Consider the following 20,006-nt stretch of genomic DNA (forward strand, 5'->3'; position numbering starts at 1 on the left):
TCCTGTCACTACACTCATGGTTCTACACCAGAACGATCTTCACATAAAAAACAGGACAGCCACATAACCTGTGACTGTCCCGCCAACACATCAACGCATTTCATTTATTTTGACTTTTTGTATACCGCTTTCTTAGGAGTGTTCATTCCCTTCGCCTTGAGCTTCTTTGCATATGCGTCATATTTCTTCTTAGGAAGATATATCTTCACATTGCTCTTGACACCCTGGAAAGCATTCTTACCGATAGTCGTTATCCTTGTAGACTTTATGGTAACTTTTCCAAGCTTTCCACACTTGCTGAATGCTGCACCGCCTATGGTCTTAACGTTTCCTCCGATCACAACCGTGGTGAGATATTTGCGTCCTGTAAATGCTTTCGCTCCTACAGCCGTAACATTGAAGTTCACTCCACCGATCTTGACACTGGATGCAACCGTGAGTGACTTGAACTTCTTGTCGCTCTTCTTGCTTGTACTTCCAACAAGTGTCACTGTTCCCTTGCCATTTGAAGCGGCATTTGTCACCTTATATTTCAGATAGCCAGGCACGCCCTTCTGCGCAACTTTATATATCTTGCCCTTGCCAGCCTTGATAGCAAATGTCTTGCTGACGGAGCCTCTGTAATTACCCTTACCAGTGATCTTTACTGTCGCTGTACCGATATTCTTGTTGTTCTTGTACTGTACGGTGTAATCCACACCATTCTTCAGTGTTGTTTTGCCTCTCCTCAGCGCAAGCGATTTAACAGTGATAGATGATCCTGTGTATGTATATCCATTCTTTTCTATACCGCTTACGACCACATTGTTCTTGGAATTTCCTATGTCTATTCCAAGAGCAGCTACTGACTCATAACGCTTGTACCCACACTTGGTACAGGTAAATGTCTTCTTACCTGCCGCTGTGTCTGTAGGCTTGGTCGTTATCGCGCCCTTGTCCCATGTGTGATTTGCCAGGCCTGACTTCTCTCCACATAAGCACTGATACCAGTGAGATCTGCTGTCGCTCTTGTACTTATTGCCGTAATCGTGTACATGCTGCTCCGGCTCTTTCTCGATGGTGATCTTTACATTGAATACAACTCCATTGTAAGCCCTGTTCCATCCTGTAACTGATGTCCAGTCATAATTTACTGTGTCTGCAGGCTTGAAGCAAAGCTTGTATGTATTGCCATCCTCAACCTTTGTCGTTCTGTCTGTATACCATGTGTATACTCCATCCTCGCGCTCTGGAAGCTCTATGTCTGCAAGAGTCATATTCTCCTTAGCACTCAGTGAATCTATCGCCTGAGTAAATACTGCATTTGCAGGAAGAATCTGAACAGTTATCTCCACATGCTCTGCTCTCTCGTATACATCCTCATCTTCAGGTACAAATGTTGCAAGGAAAGTCTTTGTTCCAACCTCTCCCACAGATTCATCTGCATTCTCCCAGATGAACATTCCACCTGCTGTCTCAGGCAGGAGTATCTTGCCAACAGTGTCTCCGTATGTAGCTGTGACATTCTCCGGAACTGTAAATACAGGATCCTGCTTTCTCACATACACTGAAAGCTTCACTGCAATTCTCACACTTCCGTCTTCCAGTTTCTCATATGTTCCCTCTGCTGCATCGATCTTGCTCCAGTCATAGTTTGCTGTGTCGTCTGGAACAAAGTATGCATCGTAAGTCTCGCTTGTTCCGGCCTTGCCTACCTGCTGTGTTCCATCTGCCCACATGTACTTTCCTGCTGCCGATGTTGGAAGCTCCACATCCGCAAGGGTCTTGCCGGCATATGCGTCGCCCGCCTTTCCGGCAGTAAATGAAGGTATTCCCTTCTCCACGCTGGATATGATCAGTGTGAACTCAGCCACTGTCTGATTCTGTCCTCTCACCGTGAACTTGACTGTCTGTGCCTCAGCACTTGCAGTCTTCGGCGTTCCATATACCTTTCCATCGTATATCACAAGTCCTGCCGGAAGTGTCTGTCCCTTTGCAAGGGAGTATGACACATATCCGTTGTCCACAGCTTCATCATTCTGAATCTCTATGGCTGTCAGATCATATAAAGGCTCATCCTTTGTGGTAGTCTTTCCAACCTGCGCCTTAACTGTATCCTCTGTCTTTGCAAGAGTTATATTTACGGCCTCCTGCTTTGCCATATTTACCGTAACTGTTGCCGGCTCATATGTCATGACGCCGCTCCAGAGACGGTTGTTACTTGTAGTCATGGCTGTGTCATCCGGTCCAAATACAACTGAATCCACCGCCATTCCATCTATCGGCTCACCGTCTATTGTGATGTAGAACGACTTGCCACCCTGTATATAGAGTGCATCGTCACCGTCAACACCTGACTTCTTCTGACATCTTGTTGCCGATGAACTCTTCTCTATCTTTGCATCGCCATCCTTGAAGCAATATGCAGGATAATCCACATCAAGCTTGTAGAAAATGACGCTGTAATTTTTCAGTGCGTACACCATATCCGGGATCACTGTGGTAAGTATGCTTCCGCTTCCAAGGCTTGACGTATTTGCTAGCTGCTTCATATTACCATAGTTTACGATCATTGCACTGTTTGTGAGGTTGCCAAATGTCCACTGTGCATCTGCTCTGTTGATGAGCTTTGCACTTGTATTCAGCGTGAGTCTCTCACTATTTGTGGCTGTGATCTCTCCGTAGTTATCTACTGTTGCTGAAGCCTGAACATTTCCTTTCAGATTCCATGCACCTCTGTTGACCAGTGATCCTGTCATAGTCAGAGCGCCGTCCACATTCCATGTGCCAAGGTTCTCAACATCACCGGTAACTGTCGCTGTCGATGTATTTGTAAGAACTGCGCCATCGGCGATGGTCAGCTTTGAATCCTTGAGGATCTCAAGCTGTTTTACCTCCACCTCTCTGTCAAGTGTGTAGTCTCCGCCTATAGTTAATTTGCCGGCGAGAGACATATACAGTGAACCCAGACTCTCAACCTGGTAATTGTCAGCGGTGCCCTTTACAGTAGCTGTGGACTTTGCATTCTCGTCTACATACTCTACCTTGCCAACCTTACCGCCTGCCGCAAGTACAAAGTCACCTGTGACAGCGCCCTCTGTTCCTGCCTTGACGTATATATTTCCAATGCTGTGACCATAGTTAAATACCAATGCCTTGCTATGCTCATTGTTGACGTCATTTTTTCTGAGTTCTCCTGACTTTATCTCGGCATACAGATCTCCCTTCACATTTGACTGCTGGACAAAGTTGTTGCACTTCTCAGCGCACCATCTTCCATCAACCACACAGTTTACATTTCCGGATACGACTGTTCCCGACACTCCATTGAAGTATGAGCGCTTGTTCATATAATCCGCACCGTATATAAATGTATTGTAATGATCAGTTATACCAACTCTTACATCCACATCACCTGATACTGATCCACCTGATGTAACATACATATTCTCAGACTTGGTTGATTCCGGTGTGTACATCTGTGCAGACTTTGCAAATGTGAAGTCTACCTTCTCCGCATTTGTATTGTACGCACCGTATACCACGCTTCCTGCTCTTCCGTCCTCTGCCGTGAAGGTCACTGTCTTGACATCAGCGTTTCCTGCCGCAGCTACAGTGCCTGACACATAACCGCTCATGATCGTCATGGTTACATTTCCATCTATCGTCACTCGGTCTGCCTTGCTGTCAGTTGAACCCGCAGCACATATATTGCCGACATTTCCGCTTCTGAGTGTCACCGATATGTCACCAGTGTATTTATTTGCTGTGTCCGTATAGCCTGATATGCTGTAGCCTGACAGATCATATGTAACCTCTCCGTCTATTCTGAGTGGTCTGTTGTCGTCTGCCACTCCGTTGTGATCAGCATCCAGATATACTGAGCTCTTGCTGCTGTCCGATGGATCAACTATTATCACTGCCGAATTTCCACCGAGATCAATGATCTTATCCTCTGTGTTCACAGATACACCAAGCTTGTTGATATCAGGTATCTCCGTGCCTGCCGGCAGTACCTTGAATACCACTGGGAAATCAACCGATGTTCCATTTCGTCCTGTTATGACAAATGTTACTGTGCTTTCACCTGCATTCTTGGCTGTTCCTATTATCTTACCCGACTCAAGCACAAGTCCTGATGGAAGTGTCGAACCGCTCTTCAGTCTGTACTGCATGTCAGTTCCATAATCCTTTGTGGTATCTCCTGTAACCTTGAGGATCGTGAGATCGTACGCTGGTGAATCCGCTGTGTACTTGGTCTCCGCCGCCAGAATCGGATCTGCGTATTCCTTACTGATGTCTATCTGGTCTGCCACATAATCCACTACAATAGACATAGATGAATCCGGGCCTTTCACTTTTGCACTTCCGTTGCTTCCCTGTACCGGCTCGCCGCCATTTGCCGACACATAGGCTGTGTAACCCGGCACATCGGTATAGCTAACTGTGATCGCCTGTTTGCAGGCAACATATTTGACATTCTCATATTCAACTACATATGACTGTGCAGCCAATTTTGCTGATGTGTTGTCCATGTTTGTTGTGGCGCCTGCATAGCTGTAATACACTCCTGTCCAGCCGCTGGCATCTATATCATCTGCAAATTTTCCTGCTGCCACCCACACACCTGTGTTGCTGAACTGGTCTGAAGGACACTTGAGCGTACCCTTTTGATATACTCTTGCCCAGCCTGATGTCATGTTGACCTTGCCCACATCAAACAGCGCATCCTCGCCTATTGTGAGTGTCGTGTCATACTGTGTCATATTGAGAGCCGCAAGCTTCGTATCTCCATTCACAACTGCCTTGGCATACTTTGAATAACCAAGCCGGTCAGCGGTCAGCGTATCGTTAAATACTGCGGATGATCTCTCGTTCAGTGACACATAATCAGTTACCTCAACCGGAGCATTTACATCAACTGCCGCACTGTCATAGATTATCAGAGCCGTTGCCGTGAGCTTCTTATTCACAACATAGGTTCCTCTGATAGTTACGATATCCTTGCTGTTTCTCATGAATGCACCGGTATATTTTGATGTTGTATCCGCTGCAAATCCACCCTTATCTACAGTGTTCTTTGCGATCTCATATGCGATGGTTCCATCCACGGTTGAATTCGACAGAACATACATAGTTGCTGCCTTACCACCACGGATATTTATACTCACCGCATCGCCGCCTTCATATGAAAGCTCTGAATCCTTTGCACCGTATATTGCTTTTACATTTCCCCCCGTCATGGTGATCCTGATGCTTCGTCTTATGGCGTTGTCCTCGACACCTGTTATCGTGTACTCCGACAGATCTCCGGTGTACAGAGGTGTCTTGCCATCTGCCTGTCCATCCTGATTGTCGTCCACGTATATCTCTGTATCTGTGTCGTCCTTTGCCTGGATGACCACCGATGTTCCGTTGAGACATATAGTCTTCTCATCCTCATCAACTACGATTCGGCCATCCTGGTTGTCCTGTTTCTTCTCCTCATTTGAGACAATCACGTTCAATGAGAGCTGTGCCTTTGAACCGTTTCTTCCTGTCACATGGACTATGACATTTTTTCCGTCTTCATAAAGCTTTCTTGCCGTTCCGACGATCTTGCCATCGGTCAATGTGAGTCCCTCAGGAAGACCATTTGTCTCGTCGATCTCGTATGTAACCTCGCCCTCTCTTGCGTCGTTTGATATGACAAGATCTGCCATGTCATAGAGAGGTGAAGCTGCTGTGTATTCTTTTCCAAGCAGTGCCGATGGATCAACAGTTGTCTTGGATACCACGATCTGCTTTCCTGTCGTTGCGATCGTCACTGTACAAGGCTCGTTCGGCATGCTGAACGTGTACACGCCATTTGCTTCAACCGCTGAATTTTCCGCTGTGTCGCTCTGACCTCTGAAGGTCACCTTGTCAAGTATATATCCCTTGTTCACTGTCGGTGTTATCTTGACATCTGCGCCGCCCTTGACATATGTACCATCAGGATCAATATACTGTGACGTCTTGCCTGTCATGGTGTACGTTGCGGCCTTCTCGTTGGACACAACATCTAATGAATAATTTACATTTGCAACATTCCCTACAGCCGAGTCCTCTATTACGCCCCCCTTTGAGAATATATTTGGCAGATACCCATCAGTCGCCTTAAATGTTCCCTTGAGGATTCCACTGTGGAGTATATTTGAACCGCCTGCTGCATATATACCCTCTTTTGCAGTTAACGTTACCCCCTTGTTGATAACGATCACGGCATTGCCCTGGCTTCCGTTCTCTGTGAAGTTACCAAAGTAAATATTGTCAGCAGTTACATCCTTGTCTATCACAAGATTCTGTCCGCCATAATATATATTCTGTCCATAGGTTATGACAGATGAGCCGGTGGTATTCATGCTTGGAGCCATATAATACTTCTCCGGCATACTGCACTTGTCATCAAATGTAACTTTTGCATCCTTGTTATTACCTATATACATCTGGAAGCTTATTCCGTCTGCATTTGTAAAATCTGTGTTGTTGATCTTTATATCAACAGGAACTGTATTCTCGGTTGAACCGGAATAGCTCTCATTTGCCAGATAGAAAATATTATTTCCCGCCAGTCCATTTATACTGCTGTCTGACAACGTTATGTCAACCTTTGTTCCGATATTTCCGCAACTGTAATCACCTCCGGCGAGTCCACATTTTGCAAAATGTATCTTTGCTATATCCGCCTTGAGTTCCCCTGCCAGTGCAAAGTTGCCCATCATGGTAAACATGTCGCTGCCCGCGTATTCATACGAGTTCACAAGCGGATCACCATTTTCGTCTACTATGGATTCATCATTCATGCCATCCACATTGACCGTCATATTTCCCAGACAGCTACCGCCATATACAAACCGTGCTGAACTGCTGATAACGTTGCTGACGCTTATGTTAAGATCCTTACTGATGCTTCCGCCCTGCTCTACATTCAGAGATCTCGTAATGCTGCAGCCCGAAACTATGGCATCTACAGAACCATTTACCGTCACATTTGACAGCTCCAGAGCATTTACATAGGCTGCATTACAGTTGTAAAGTTCTGCCTTTATATCACCTTTTACACCTGTGCTCAGATACATGCCATTTAATGTATCTGTTGTTGCCACAGCCTTCATTACAACGCTGGCAGAAGTGATACCGGAACAATTTGAAATTCCATATACCCTGCCGCTGGCACCAGTGATATTCTCCATGTTCACAGTATACGTATATGTTCCTTCTTCCTCCGGCTGAGTCTGACTGAACGAAACCGAATTCATGCCACATGTTGTGTAACCGGCAGCGCAGTTCTTTATATCTATATCAGCCCTTCCGCCCAGCATACCGCCATACATTCCATATATGGTGTTGAACTTTGCTCCTGAGCCATCAACGCTGACATTTACATTTCCCTTTATATTTGTATTATTGGTGCCATACACAGACATCTCTGATCCAGACTGGCTTTTCAGCTTAAGGTCCAGATTTCCAAGGATAGCCGCACTTGACGCACCATATACACTGGCACTGCTTCCATCCTTTACGGCTGATATTCCGTCAAATGTAAGGCTCACGTCACCATCAACCTTTGCGCTCTGGGAAACTCCGCACAGATTGTCTACCTTGGAGTCAGTCACCTTGGCCGTCAGTGTCTTGCTGAGCACAGCTCCGTTCTGCACAATATACACGGAACTGATGCCGGCACCGTTCATATTGAACACTGCATCGCCATTTATCGTATAAGCCTTTCCTGTGTAATATCCATCTGTAGCCAGTGTGACAAATGTGTTGCCATCACAGTTGTAATTGATATTCTCCGTGATGTCTCCATCCATGGTCGAAGATCTTAGACCATAGAGCGACTTTATTGTCACGGACTCTTCCGTGTCTATCAGTACGCCACCTGTACAATATGTCCTGAAAAGTCCATACAGACTTTCAACTGCCGCGTCGCCCTTCACACTGATAGTTACCGCAGTCATGTTCTCCGGAGTCTCAACAGTGCTCTCAAATGCTCCATATACAGCAGGCAGTTCAGCACCGTCTATGGTTATGGAGATCGGCGAACTGCCCTTACCATGATAGATTCCATATATATTGCCATATTGTATGTCCGTGCTTCCATCCAATGTGAAAGCTTCCTCGCCCTCATCAAGGATTCCATCCCTGTCTTTGTCATTGTAAATATTGAATAACTGCTCGCTGTCAGTGGAATTCGGCGACTGCTTTATGATTACCGAATTGCCGTTGAGCGTGACACCTGATGGTGTAGAGCCTGACGACTCATATACATACTCCAGTCCCTTTCCCGTATCCACAGCTTCAGACTGTGTGTCATCCGCCGCAAATGCCGTTATTCCCGATGCCATGCCAATAGCAGCAAGCACCGACAAGGCCGTTATACCTCCTCGTAGCCTTCTCTTCCTCATCAATTACCCTCCCTTAATTAATTGTTATGCAGACTTTCCTGTTATAATTGTGCACAATAACAGAAAAAGTCTTGCAAATATGTAGATTTTTGCCACTTTAACCATTTTACCATAGCAAAGTTGCAAATACTATCAACAAATTCACAAGACTTTTTTATGCATTTTTATATTTTCTGTTATAATTCCGCTATCTTCTCCTGTTGCCAAACAATAATACAAGTCTGAGCAACTGAAGTGATGCTGATACCATGGCTGCCACATATGTCATAGCTGCCGCTGTGAGTACACTTCTTGCACCCTTGAGTTCATCCGGATAGAGATATCCGCTGCCCTCCAGTATCGCCATTGCTCTTCTCGATGCATTGAACTCCACCGGAAGTGTCACAAACTGTAGGACAACAACCAGTGAGAACAGTATGATTCCGAGTGTTATAAGGTAATCAACCCTCGGAATGAGAAGTCCTATAAGTATGAGCGGCCATGATATGGCTGAGCCTATATTTGCCGCTGGAATGATGGCTGACCTGATGGTGAGCGGTGCATATGCATTTGCATGCTGTATGGCATGTCCGCACTCATGGGCTGCCACGCCTATCGCTGCGATGGATCTGGAACCATACACGCTGTCCGACAGATTGAGCGTATGCTCCTTAGGATTGTAATTATCAGTCAGATCTCCTGAGATGTGATGTATTGACACATCCGTTATCCCCGCATTCCTGAGTATCATGTATGCGACCTGGTCCGCTGTGTAGCCTGACCGCGATCCCACCTTCTCATACTTCTTGTATGTGGTCTTGACTCTTGCCGATGCTATCATGCAGAGCACCACGCCTATGAGAACCAACAGATATGTTGGGTCAAAATAAAATCCATAATATGGCATATATATCACCTTTCCCTTTCATGTATCCCTGACGGGGGCTTTTGTTTTCCACTATCCTATAGTATATATTGCGCTTCGTCAACAGGTATGGATGATACTTCATATAAATTTCATTTTTGCCGGAACTAATTTTATACTTCGTTCTCCTGCCATTTTTCTTATGTCATTTACCTGCAGCTATCTGCCAAGCATCTCATTTACCTTATTCTGCACCTTGACATGATCATACCCTGCCTTCTTCAGCCTGTTCTTTCTGTCATCGCCATTTCCCCAGTCGCCGGCTATGACCTCTCTGGCTATCACATCTATCGATTTCTTCTGTGAGAATTTCACTATAGCGTTCACCTTCTCCTGAACTTTATCGTAATCATATCCCGCCGTTTTTAATCTCTTTTTTCGATCCTCGCCGTTCCCCCATCTGCCCGCTATGACTTCTTTCGCGATCACATCTATGCTTTTCTTTTTTCTATTCTTATAATTACTTTTCCCGCTATTGCTGTCAGAGCCTTTCCCTTTCGTTTTTCCCTTATCACTGCCAGTCTTTATCGCAGCACATTTTCTCCATGTCGCTTTGTCTATATAAGACTTGTTCAGGTCAAGATTTCCTTCATACCCCGGAAGCCGGCCTACAGAAGTGTATTGCCTGATAGAACAATCATACTGCCCCTCATTCCACGGATGCTCCTGATATCCAGTCTGCTCATAATCAGGATACTGAGCGACCCACAGCCTGTAGCCAAGATTTTTGACATTTTCCATGGCACTCTTCTGAATATATATCAGCGGTTTTACCCTGGTTTTTCTGTACACATAATCACACCACTCCTTGCACCATGCCCTGTCACTTCTGCCAAACTGTGGGTTGTTCTGCCCCTCCCAGTCAAGCACGAGTATGGCTTTGCCCACATATTTCTTACTGTATGCAAGGAAATACTCAGCCTCACTGTGGGGATCGCCACCATTTGCATAATGGAATGCCCCCAGGAGTTTTCCCGCTTTCATCGCCTGGTCACAGTGCTTTGCAAAATACCTGTTCTTGTAGTCCGTGCCCTCCGTAGCTTTCACTATCACAAAGTCACAAGGCACCTTGGTTATATCTATAGTATCCTGCCACGCTGATATATCTATACCATCCATGTAGCCCTTTAATGGAACCTTATTAGAAGCCATAAAATTGTCTCCTGAATTTCTTTGTCTGTATATAATATTCCAGACATTGAATCAGGAGACAATCTTAGGATCATTATTCCGAACTTATACTTATCTGTCTCGTATTACATGTGCCACTGTCATGACGCCTTTATTCATGCCACTTTTCCTTATCTCCGCCATTGTAAAACCGCTTGAATATCGATATCAGGTAGTCCCATCCCCGGGTACATAAAATCGCAATGACAAATGCCCCGAAAAACGCAGCCACAGGATAATACCACACAAATGCTATGTGATAAAATGATAGTCCAACAAAAAGTCCCACCTCACACACAATGACACTGGTGATCAGAACCTGAAAAGAGGTAGGGATCTTCTTCAGCACTCCTACCTCTTTCGTAAATTCCGTTATTATCGATATCAAAGTACAAAGAACAGCCACCATCACTAGACAAACCGCAAATCTGTCCATGCGTATTCACCTCCTTGTCCATGATATAGTTTAATGTATTCCGGAAGGTGGTATGTGGTTATAAAATATTATTGTGTTCTTAAATCTCTTTTTAAATCCAACCTCGCGTTAATGCGAGGTGTTTTACGTTATATAGGAATCTCCAAAATGTATATATATCAAAATTACTTCTGTATGAAAATAGAATAATGTATTTAACCGGGCAGCCGAGGGGTGTTACACCATATCCGTTCGAGTCTTGGAAGGGAGTGGTGCCTTATGAGTACATATGAGGAATTCATGGTTATATTAACCGTTGCGATACTTATTGTGACAATTCTGAATCATAGAAAATAAGAAAAACACCTCAGCCGACTAAGCTATGAGGTGTTTCATCTTAAAATGGTTTTTGCCGGACGGATAGGACGTATCTATCGCTCGGCTGTCTTGTTAAGTATATTATACAATATTTTTGACGTTTGTCAAAAATAAAATTCTGAAGTGCACGATCAAATGCCGCATGGGACTTACCAAATCGTCTGGCATGACTGACACTGATACAATTAGCATTTGTACATATAACTCTGTTCAGATATTCAAGCAGACCTGTCTTATCAAGATACAATTCACTATTCTTGTCCTTTGTAAAACTGTCATTACTTGGATTAAAATAAATGCCCATCTCATGCCCTCCTTGTTTATTTCAAATGTCTTATATATAATTCTCAGAATTCATTGATATAGGCCTTTTCTCTGAAATCGGGATATTAATTCAACCTCTTTCCGAGTTGCCATAAAGCTGTGCCCATCCTCAAGTGTTATATTTCCAAGTTCAATATTCTTATCTATGCTACCCATTATATCTGTTTTTATGAGGCTTTTCAACGACGCTATATTCTCAGGAGTGCGTAAGTATCTTTTTAAATGTGCTGTCAAATATTTTATGTGTCAATCTATATTGCTGCCTACTGTTTTTTCTTCCGATTGGTAGCCACACTTTAGCCCTAAATCAACCATAAGTCAATAGATTTTCACAAATGCGCGTATAAGGCAATTTTTCGCGAGATTATTTTAAAATTATAACTTTTTTTACTTTCTTCTCGCCATCAAAATATTCTACTACTATAGTTCTATCCATTTTAATCACCCCTTCCATTTGATATGTAAGGCAATTATAATACCGAATAAATATAAAACAAGTCTTGACAAAATAAAACAAAAGAGTTGCTGTAAAATTCCTTAGCAACTCCCGTTTTCCAACTAATGCTGAATATCAAAGCAATATTTCATATGTATGGCTGTCATCATCATAATATACAAGCATGCCAAATTTGTATTCATCAAAATTGATTTCAACCTTCAAAGAATTTAAAAATCAAAAAAATAGAGAGCCTTTAGATCTCTCTAAAAGCCCTCTAAATCGTTTAAATACTAGGTTTTTATTTAGAACTTACCAGCGTTAGCAGCTTCCTCTACGGAAACAGCTACAGCAACTGTAGCACCAACCATAGGGTTGTTACCCATACCGATAAGTCCCATCATCTCTACGTGTGCAGGAACTGATGATGAACCAGCGAACTGTGCATCACTGTGCATACGTCCGAGAGTATCTGTCATACCGTATGAAGCAGGACCTGCTGCCATGTTATCTGGGTGAAGTGTACGTCCTGTACCACCGCCTGATGCTACTGAGAAGTACTTCTTACCCTGCTCGATACACTCCTTCTTGTATGTACCTGCAACTGGATGCTGGAAACGTGTAGGGTTTGTTGAGTTACCTGTAATAGATACACCAACGTTCTCCTTGTGCATGATAGCAACACCTTCCTGAACATCGTCAGCGCCGTAGCACTTAACTGTTGCACGGATACCATCTGAATATGCCTTCTCGTATACTACATTGAGCTCAGCCTTCTTGTAGTCATACTTTGTCTCAACATATGTAAATCCATTGATTCTTGAGATGATCTGAGCTGCATCCTTACCAAGACCGTTAAGGATAACTCTAAGAGGTTTTTTACGAACCTTGTTAGCCTTCTCAGCGATACCGATAGCACCCTCAGCTGCTGCAAATGACTCATGACCTGCTAAGAAACAGAAGCACTCTGTCTCCTCCTCAAGTAACATCTTACCAAGGTTACCATGTCCAAGACCAACCTTACGATGATCTGCAACAGAACCTGGTATACAGAATGCCTGAAGACCCTCGCCGATAGCTGCTGCTGCGTCTGCTGCCTTTCTGCATCCCTTCTTGATTGCGATTGCTGCACCTACTGTATATGCCCAGCAAGCATTCTCAAAACAAATTGGCTGAATACCCTTTACCTGATTGTAAACGTCAAGTCCAGCGTCCTTTGTGATCTTCTCAGCTTCTTCGATTGAGCTGATTCCATAGCTGTTAAGTACAGCGTTTATCTGGTCTATTCTTCTTTCATATGATTCAAATAATGCCATTGTCTCGTTCTCCTTTCCTCTATTTCCGACTACTCTTTACGTGGATCGATGATCTTAACAGCGCCCTGCTCTGGCTTAACACGTCCGTATGAACCTGAAGCCTTCTCCCAAGCTGTGTTAGGGTCATCACCCTTCTTGATAAAGTCAGTCATCTTTCCAAGAGAAACGAACTGATATCCGATAACTTCGTCATCTGCATCAAGTGCTATTCCTGTTACATAGCCCTCTGCCATCTCAAGGTAACGAACACCCTTAGCCTTTGTTGCATACATTGTACCAACCTGTGAACGAAGACCCTTTCCAAGATCCTCAAGTCCGGCACCAACTGCAAGTCCGTCATCTGAGAATGCACTCTGTGTACGTCCGTATACGATCTGAAGGAATAACTCTCTCATTGCTGTATTGATAGCATCGCACACAAGGTCAGTGTTGAGAGCCTCAAGGATTGTCTTACCCTGAAGAATCTCAGCTGCCATAGCTGCTGAATGTGTCATACCTGAACATCCAATAGTCTCGACAAGAGCCTCCTCGATAACACCCTCTTTTACGTTAAGTGAAAGCTTGCAGGCACCCTGCTGTGGTGCACACCAGCCTACACCATGTGTAAAACCAGAGATGTCTTTGATTTCCTTTGAGTAAACCCACTTTCCTTCTTCTGGGATAGGAGCTGGCTCATGCTTTGCACCCTTTGCTACAGGGCACATGTTTTCAACTTCCTTAGTGTAAATCATTGTGAAACTCCTTTCAAAATATGAATTCTTAAAAGCGGTTCCGAATTCTCTAATTCAAACCATCAGTGGTATTTTCTCACAAAACAGTTATGAAGTCCATAGCTTATTGAAAATTTTTGTCGCATTTGCGTGTACTTTATCAAGTACAGCGCGCCTTATTGAGAAAGTTTTTAACAAGGCACAGTTGTCAGGGTTCATATGTCCGCTTATATCATTTGACCGTAACCATATTCACTTGAATATATGTATTTATCTGATATACAATACTTCTGTCAGAGCACATTCAACCCAGACATGCGCCGCTTCAGGCGCTGCTCAGATACATGATATAAAAAATAAAAACGGAGGTTTTCAACATGAGATTTATAGATATGCACCTTCACACCACCGCTTCCGACGGCTCCTGCACCCCATCAGAGGTGTGCCAGCTTGCCATTGACAGGAATCTTGCAGCGATCGCCATAACCGACCACGACACAGTGGATGGCGTAGCAGATGCAATCACATATGCAGATAACTGGAACAGCACTCTTCCGCCGATCCAGAACAGTGATTCCACCAACTGCTCTGGCTTTTCTGACAGCAGTGACCATCATATCGAGGTAGTTCCCGGCATAGAGATGTCCGCCATCTACAACGGTGTGGAGATCCACATTCTGGGCTTCTATATGGACTACAAGAACCCTGAGCTCATCTCCCGTCTTGCCGCCATCAAACAGGCCAGATACGACCGAAACGAGCAGATGTGTGAGAGATTCCGCGCCGACGGAATAGACATGACCATGGAGAAGCTGCAGCATGGCAATCCTGATACTGTCGTCACAAGAGCTCATTTTGCCAGAATTCTCATAGCCGAAGGCGTATGCAGGGACATGAACCAGGCGTTCAAAAAGTATCTGGGCAAGAAATGCAAATATTACATTCCAACACCAGACATACCGGCCGCCGATGCCATAAGACTCATAAGAACCTACGGCAAGGCTGCCTTCATCGCCCATCCCCTCATATACGGATTTGGATATAAACAGATAGAGGACATGCTTGAAGAACTGAAGCCATATGGCCTTTCAGGGCTTGAGGTCTACCACTCTTCCAACAATGCCTATGAATCCGGAAGGCTTAGGGAGATCGCCAGAAAACACGGGCTCCTCATATCAGGAGGTTCCGACTTCCACGGCGCAGCCAAACCCGACATATCCGTAGGAACCGGAAGGGGCGGCCTTCGGATCACGGAAGCTGTATTTCAGGATATAAAAAAAGCGGTCACTGTATAATGACCGCTTTTTTATTTACTCTGATGATACCTTTATTATATCTTTGACTTCTTATCCTTATCATCATCTGTGACTGTTGATGATCCCTGCTTCTCAAGCTCTGCAACAGCGCTCTTGTGCATCGGTATACGACAGTTCTTGTTGTTACCAAACTCTACGATGATAGTTGAATCATCAACCACATCAAGGATGGTTCCGTAGAAACCACTGGTTGTCATGATATTATCACCAGGCTCCATCTGTGAAAGCATCTGGTCTGTCTTGGCCTTCTGCTTCTTCTGTGGTCTGATCATCATGAAGTAAATGATTGCAGCAAATATGGCAATATATACAACAATAAACATAACTGATGAACCGCCACTGGCCTGTGTTCCTGTTGACGATGATAAAATTGTTGAAAGTGAATTCATTCTCTGATCTCCTTTTTGATTACTATTCTCCACCAGCAAGGCTCTCAAGCATCGATTTCTTATATGACTGATATCTTCCTTCTTCTATAGCCTCTCTGATGTCTTTCATCATATTATTATAAAAATACAAATTATGCAAGACGCAAAATCTCATACCGAGCATTTCATTTGCCTTGAGCAGGTGTCTGATGTACGCTCTGCTGTAGTGCTGGCATGCAGGGCATCCGCAGCCCTCCTCTATAGGTCTGTCGTCTGTCTCAAATCTCGCATTCTTGAGATTCATCTTGCCATGCTTCGTGTACACATGGGCGTGTCGTCCATTTCTGGATGGATATACGCAATCGAAGAAATCAACACCTCTGTCGACCGCCTCAAGTATATTTGCAGGGGTTCCAACACCCATGAGGTATGTCGGTCTGTCCTCAGGCAGATACGGAACGGTCACATCGAGTATGTGGTACATCTGCTCTGCTGTCTCTCCTACTGCAAGTCCTCCTATGGCATATCCCGGAAGATCAAGCTCGCTGATTCTCTTGGCGTGATCTATTCTGATATCCTCGTATATGGCACCCTGATTGATTCCAAACAATAGCTGATTCTTGTTGATCGTATCCGGCAGACTGTTAAGTCTCTCCATCTCATTCTTACATCTGACAAGCCATCTGGCTGTTCTCGCAACAGAATTCTCCACGTACTGTCTGTCAGCCAGTGCAGGGGCACACTCGTCAAATGCCATGGCTATTGTCGATGCCAGATTCGACTGTATCTGCATGCTCTCCTCAGGTCCCATGAATATCTTGCGTCCATCGACATGGGAATTGAAGGTTACGCCCTCCTCCTTGATCTTCCTGAGTCCCGCCAGGGAGAATACCTGGAATCCGCCTGAATCAGTGAGTATCGGTCTGTCCCAGTACATAAACTTATGTAAACCGCCCATCTGCTTGACTATCTTATCCCCAGGTCTCACATGGAGATGATATGTATTTGACAGCTCGATCTGACATCCTATGTCCTTGAGATCCGTTGTTGCCACAGCTCCCTTTATGGCTGCTGCCGTTCCAACATTCATGAACAGAGGTGTCTGCACTGTTCCGTGAACAGTCTGAAATTCAGCTCTCTTTGCCCTTCCATCCTTACAAAGTATTTTGTACATTGTTATGTAAACCTTTCTTTTTCATTCTTCCGAATCTTACGCTATACTTAAGCGCACTCTTTATAATGCACCATTTAAAGTATATTTGCAAGCAAATTTACAATCCACAGGCATTTCCGCCGAACTTGACCGCATACCGGATGAATACGAGGACTTCCGATACAATGCAGGCAGATTACAATTTTGACAGCCACATATCTTACATACAAAACGGCACCTGTAATTTCACTTACAGGTGCCATTATATCAATCTATAGGCTTTCAGTTCTGTTAGCTCCGTGCTAAATCACCACTGAATTATCTGACTTATCACTGCTTCTCCTTCAGCGTAGCTGTAGCAGTCTGCTTCTCGTAGTTACCATTGTTGTTTCTGTAGTATACGATAGTTACCTTATCGCCAGGATTGCAGGCCACGATCTTGTCGTGGAATGTCTCCATATCTGCTATGTCCTCACCGTCAAGGCTGCAAATGATATCTCCTGACTGGAGTCCACACTCCTCTGCTGCTGAACCCTGCTCAACTGATGAGATATATACACCCTCAGGCATGTTCAGGAGTTGTGCGTACTGGCTTGTGATGGTCTGGGCAGATATACCGAGGTAAGCCTGTCCTGATGTTGTTCCATCATTTGACACATTCTTGCCTGCTATCAGATCATTGATTATATCCTGTACATCTGATATAGGAAGTGCATAGCCCATACCCTCAACGCTTGTATCTGAATACTTGGCTGTGTTGATACCGATCAGCTCGCCCTGCATGTTGACAAGGGCACCACCACTGTTACCAGGGTTGATGGCTGCATCTGTCTGAAGTACCTTTACTGTCTCATCTGAAGCACTTATCTCTCTGTTAAGTGCGCTTATATATCCAACTGTAACTGACTGTCCATATCCAAGTGCATTTCCGATTGCCACGCACGGATCACCAACTGCAAGATCATCCGATGAACCTACCTGAATCTCCTTTATCTCATTCAAAGTGTCATCCGATATGTCCGAAAGCTTAACTGTGACAACTGCTATATCATTGTTCTCAACGTATCCCTTTACCACCGCATCTGCACTCTTGTCATCGACAAATGTAACTGACAGTGACTTAGCATTCTGTACCACATGATAATTAGTTGCAAGATACAGGTACTGGTCATCCTTGCCGATGATGATACCTGAACCGGCTCCTGTTGACTCCTGCTGATATGAATTGAACCAGTAATCATATGTTGTTACGTATGTTCCTGTGATCGATACGATGGAAGGCATAACCTTCTTGGCAACCGTTGACACATCGTACACTGTACTTGTCGTGTCTGATGATGCCTGCTTGAGCTGTGGTGCATTGTTCTCTGTTGAACCCTCAGCACTCTGCTCTGTTGTGGTCTGCGAATCTTTGCCGAGAAGCTTATCCGATCCATATCTGACCCCCTGGAATACAACGCCTGCCACAAGTCCGAATACAACAGCCGCTGCAACCACACCTGCTGCCTTCTTGCCAAATCCGCTCTTCCTGTTCTTTGGCTTCTTATCTTTTGCCTTCTTCTGTCTCATATTGTTATCTGAAGGCTTTCCTGTTCCCATATTGTTCATTGGATTGCCTGCCTGATTCTGATAACCCTGATTCATTCTCTGGCTGTCATACCATGCTTCCATGCCATTTACATTTCTCTGAAAACCTGAATATGAAGCGTTCTGTGTACCGACTGTTTGAGCATTCTGCGATGAACTCTGTGCGCCGGCAGTCTGAGCGTTCTGTGCTGAGCCATGTACACCGGCTGTCTGATTGTTCTGCGCTGACTGTGCGTCCTGAACATTCTGTGTCTGCTGTGAAGCATTTGTTGAAGGTCTGTCAAATCTTGAATCTCCTCTATTGTTCATATAGCTGTAATGATACAGACCATCCTGCTGTGGTGCCTGACCACTATTTCCATTCATCTGGTTCTTGTTTTCCTGTTCCATCTCTATCATCCTTTCGCATCTTTATTATCTTAATTCCTGTAATCGGTACCTTTCTCTTTCTTACAGTTGTTACTATACGCAGTAAATGTGTCATATTTGTGTCTTTATTGTTTTAATTCTGTGCACAAATGTTATATACTAGTCAGGTACGATCTCAAATAACCCTTATGGAGGATAATATATGTTTAGAGTATGGGGAAAACTTATAAAAGATAACCACCTCATGAAGGATACCGTGATATGCATATCCGACTACGAGATGACGCGTACCCACAAGGTATACAAGGCCCTTGAGGATATGTGCTACGAGTTTGACCTGGCAAAGCCGGTGTGGCTTAAGAAGAATAAGGATGAGTTTATCCACCACGCCAGAACCAGATTCACAGCGGATAACTTTGTGGAGGATATAGATTTTGACTACCTTGATTTTCAGGTAATAGAGGAGGAATACTAGATGTTTTCTGTCTCTTCAGTGAGCAAAAGCTACGGCAAAAATAAAGTTCTGACAGATGTGTCACTGTCCGTATCCCCGGGTGAATGCATCGCCCTTCTGGGAATCAACGGATCGGGTAAATCCACCCTGCTGGGAATACTATCCAGAAACATAAAGCCAGACTCAGGGTGCTTCGGTTTCGACTGTCAGGCAAATGCTGCTCTGCTCCCACAGGACAATCCACTCATACCGGAACTCACAGCCATTGACAACATCAGACTGTGGCACCCCGGAAGCAGGAAAACAGTCATGAACTCCCACAATATGAGCATATGTCAGTCTCTCGGTGTGGATTCATTTCTGGACAAACGAGTCTCAAAGCTCTCCGGTGGAATGAAGAAGAGGCTAAGCCTTGCCATCACGATGATGTCTGACCCGGATCTGCTTCTTCTCGATGAACCTCTGGCCTCGCTTGATCTTCTATGCAAGAACGGGATACTGAGCTATCTCCAGAATTACATATCACATGGAGGAAGTGTCATAATCGCCACACATGAGACATCTGCGCTGGATATATGCAACAAGATATACACACTGAAAAATGGACACATCCAACTGGCCATAGACAGAAATATCTCACCCGGATACACCTCACCTGAAACCTACATCAATCTGATCAGATCATAGCTTTATCTAAA

Annotated in this window: 13 protein-coding genes; 3 read left to right on the forward strand and 10 right to left on the reverse strand. The window is 44.5% G+C overall.

Annotation, left to right across the window (positions count from 1 at the left end; all coding sequences use genetic code 11):
- Nucleotides 1–104 precede the first annotated feature (104 nt).
- From ARA78_RS04235 to ARA78_RS04270, 7 genes are all read right to left on the reverse strand, one after another.
- Nucleotides 105–8,408, reverse strand: a complete 8,304-nt coding sequence (locus ARA78_RS04235) for a leucine-rich repeat protein (protein WP_156329372.1) — start codon at nt 8,406–8,408, stop codon at nt 105–107.
- A gap of 187 nt (nt 8,409–8,595) precedes the next feature.
- Entirely contained in the window at nt 8,596–9,294 is a 699-nt protein-coding gene (locus ARA78_RS04240) for a zinc metallopeptidase (protein ID WP_015533113.1), read from the reverse strand.
- Nucleotides 9,295–9,471: 177 nt separating this feature from the next.
- On the reverse strand, nt 9,472–10,464 hold the full coding sequence (locus tag ARA78_RS04245) for a GH25 family lysozyme (RefSeq protein WP_015533112.1): 993 nt from the start codon (nt 10,462–10,464) through the stop codon (nt 9,472–9,474).
- 130 nt (nt 10,465–10,594) lie between these two features.
- A complete protein-coding gene (locus ARA78_RS04250; RefSeq protein ID WP_055144852.1) occupies nt 10,595–10,918 on the reverse strand; it encodes a hypothetical protein in 324 nt (107 codons plus the stop codon).
- 376 nt (nt 10,919–11,294) lie between these two features.
- Nucleotides 11,295–11,579, reverse strand: coding sequence for a hypothetical protein (locus tag ARA78_RS04255; RefSeq protein ID WP_055280041.1), 285 nt, complete (start codon nt 11,577–11,579; stop codon nt 11,295–11,297).
- A gap of 761 nt (nt 11,580–12,340) precedes the next feature.
- Nucleotides 12,341–13,351, reverse strand: a complete 1,011-nt coding sequence (locus ARA78_RS04265) for a GGGtGRT protein (RefSeq protein WP_004853826.1) — start codon at nt 13,349–13,351, stop codon at nt 12,341–12,343.
- 29 nt (nt 13,352–13,380) lie between these two features.
- Complete coding sequence (locus ARA78_RS04270) at nt 13,381–14,082, reverse strand: iron-sulfur cluster assembly scaffold protein (protein WP_004853825.1); 702 nt, start codon at nt 14,080–14,082, stop codon at nt 13,381–13,383.
- Between the two features lie 356 nt (nt 14,083–14,438).
- Between ARA78_RS04270 and ARA78_RS04275 the strand changes: the two genes are divergently transcribed.
- Nucleotides 14,439–15,356 (forward strand): PHP domain-containing protein, encoded by a 918-nt coding sequence (locus ARA78_RS04275; RefSeq protein WP_022216212.1) that lies wholly within the window; start codon nt 14,439–14,441, stop codon nt 15,354–15,356.
- A gap of 35 nt (nt 15,357–15,391) precedes the next feature.
- Here ARA78_RS04275 and yajC read toward each other — a convergent pair whose 3' ends face one another.
- The 3 genes from yajC to ARA78_RS04290 form a co-directional block, all read right to left on the reverse strand.
- Nucleotides 15,392–15,766: a preprotein translocase subunit YajC gene (gene yajC / locus ARA78_RS04280; protein WP_015533108.1), complete on the reverse strand. Its 375-nt coding sequence runs from the start codon at nt 15,764–15,766 to the stop codon at nt 15,392–15,394.
- Nucleotides 15,767–15,788: 22 nt separating this feature from the next.
- The gene (tgt, locus tag ARA78_RS04285; RefSeq protein WP_055280043.1) at nt 15,789–16,919 is read right to left on the reverse strand and encodes a tRNA guanosine(34) transglycosylase Tgt; all 1,131 of its coding nucleotides are present in this window, start codon (nt 16,917–16,919) and stop codon (nt 15,789–15,791) included.
- A 309-nt stretch (nt 16,920–17,228) separates the two neighbouring features.
- Nucleotides 17,229–18,875 carry a S1C family serine protease gene (locus tag ARA78_RS04290; RefSeq protein ID WP_242849654.1) on the reverse strand — a complete coding sequence of 549 codons (1,647 nt, stop codon included), beginning with the start codon at nt 18,873–18,875 and terminating at the stop codon, nt 17,229–17,231.
- A 181-nt stretch (nt 18,876–19,056) separates the two neighbouring features.
- Here ARA78_RS04290 and ARA78_RS04295 point away from each other — a divergent pair, with 181 nt between their 5' ends.
- Nucleotides 19,057–19,329 carry a hypothetical protein gene (locus ARA78_RS04295; protein WP_015533105.1) on the forward strand — a complete coding sequence of 91 codons (273 nt, stop codon included), beginning with the start codon at nt 19,057–19,059 and terminating at the stop codon, nt 19,327–19,329.
- Entirely contained in the window at nt 19,330–19,995 is a 666-nt protein-coding gene (locus ARA78_RS04300) for an ATP-binding cassette domain-containing protein (protein ID WP_055224210.1), read from the forward strand. It abuts the gene before it with no gap.
- The last annotated feature ends 11 nt before the right edge of the window (nt 19,996–20,006 follow it).

The sequence above is a fragment of the Coprococcus eutactus genome (assembly GCF_001404675.1).
GTDB classification, from domain to species: Bacteria; Bacillota; Clostridia; order Lachnospirales; family Lachnospiraceae; genus Coprococcus; species Coprococcus aceti.

What these genes read in the sequence shown, in the direction of transcription:
- ARA78_RS04235 (WP_156329372.1), bottom strand. Translation starts at nt 8,408, where the DNA reads ATGAGGAAGAGAAGGCTACGAGGAGGTATAACGGCCTTGTCGGTGCTT.
- ARA78_RS04240 (WP_015533113.1), bottom strand. Translation starts at nt 9,294, where the DNA reads ATGCCATATTATGGATTTTATTTTGACCCAACATATCTGTTGGTTCTC.
- ARA78_RS04245 (WP_015533112.1), bottom strand. Translation starts at nt 10,464, where the DNA reads ATGGCTTCTAATAAGGTTCCATTAAAGGGCTACATGGATGGTATAGAT.
- ARA78_RS04250 (WP_055144852.1), bottom strand. Translation starts at nt 10,918, where the DNA reads ATGGACAGATTTGCGGTTTGTCTAGTGATGGTGGCTGTTCTTTGTACT.
- ARA78_RS04255 (WP_055280041.1), bottom strand. Translation starts at nt 11,579, where the DNA reads ATGGGCATTTATTTTAATCCAAGTAATGACAGTTTTACAAAGGACAAG.
- ARA78_RS04265 (WP_004853826.1), bottom strand. Translation starts at nt 13,351, where the DNA reads ATGGCATTATTTGAATCATATGAAAGAAGAATAGACCAGATAAACGCT.
- ARA78_RS04270 (WP_004853825.1), bottom strand. Translation starts at nt 14,082, where the DNA reads ATGATTTACACTAAGGAAGTTGAAAACATGTGCCCTGTAGCAAAGGGT.
- ARA78_RS04275 (WP_022216212.1), top strand. Translation starts at nt 14,439, where the DNA reads ATGAGATTTATAGATATGCACCTTCACACCACCGCTTCCGACGGCTCC.
- yajC (WP_015533108.1), bottom strand. Translation starts at nt 15,766, where the DNA reads ATGAATTCACTTTCAACAATTTTATCATCGTCAACAGGAACACAGGCC.
- tgt (WP_055280043.1), bottom strand. Translation starts at nt 16,919, where the DNA reads ATGTACAAAATACTTTGTAAGGATGGAAGGGCAAAGAGAGCTGAATTT.
- ARA78_RS04290 (WP_242849654.1), bottom strand. Translation starts at nt 18,875, where the DNA reads ATGGAACAGGAAAACAAGAACCAGATGAATGGAAATAGTGGTCAGGCA.
- ARA78_RS04295 (WP_015533105.1), top strand. Translation starts at nt 19,057, where the DNA reads ATGTTTAGAGTATGGGGAAAACTTATAAAAGATAACCACCTCATGAAG.
- ARA78_RS04300 (WP_055224210.1), top strand. Translation starts at nt 19,330, where the DNA reads ATGTTTTCTGTCTCTTCAGTGAGCAAAAGCTACGGCAAAAATAAAGTT.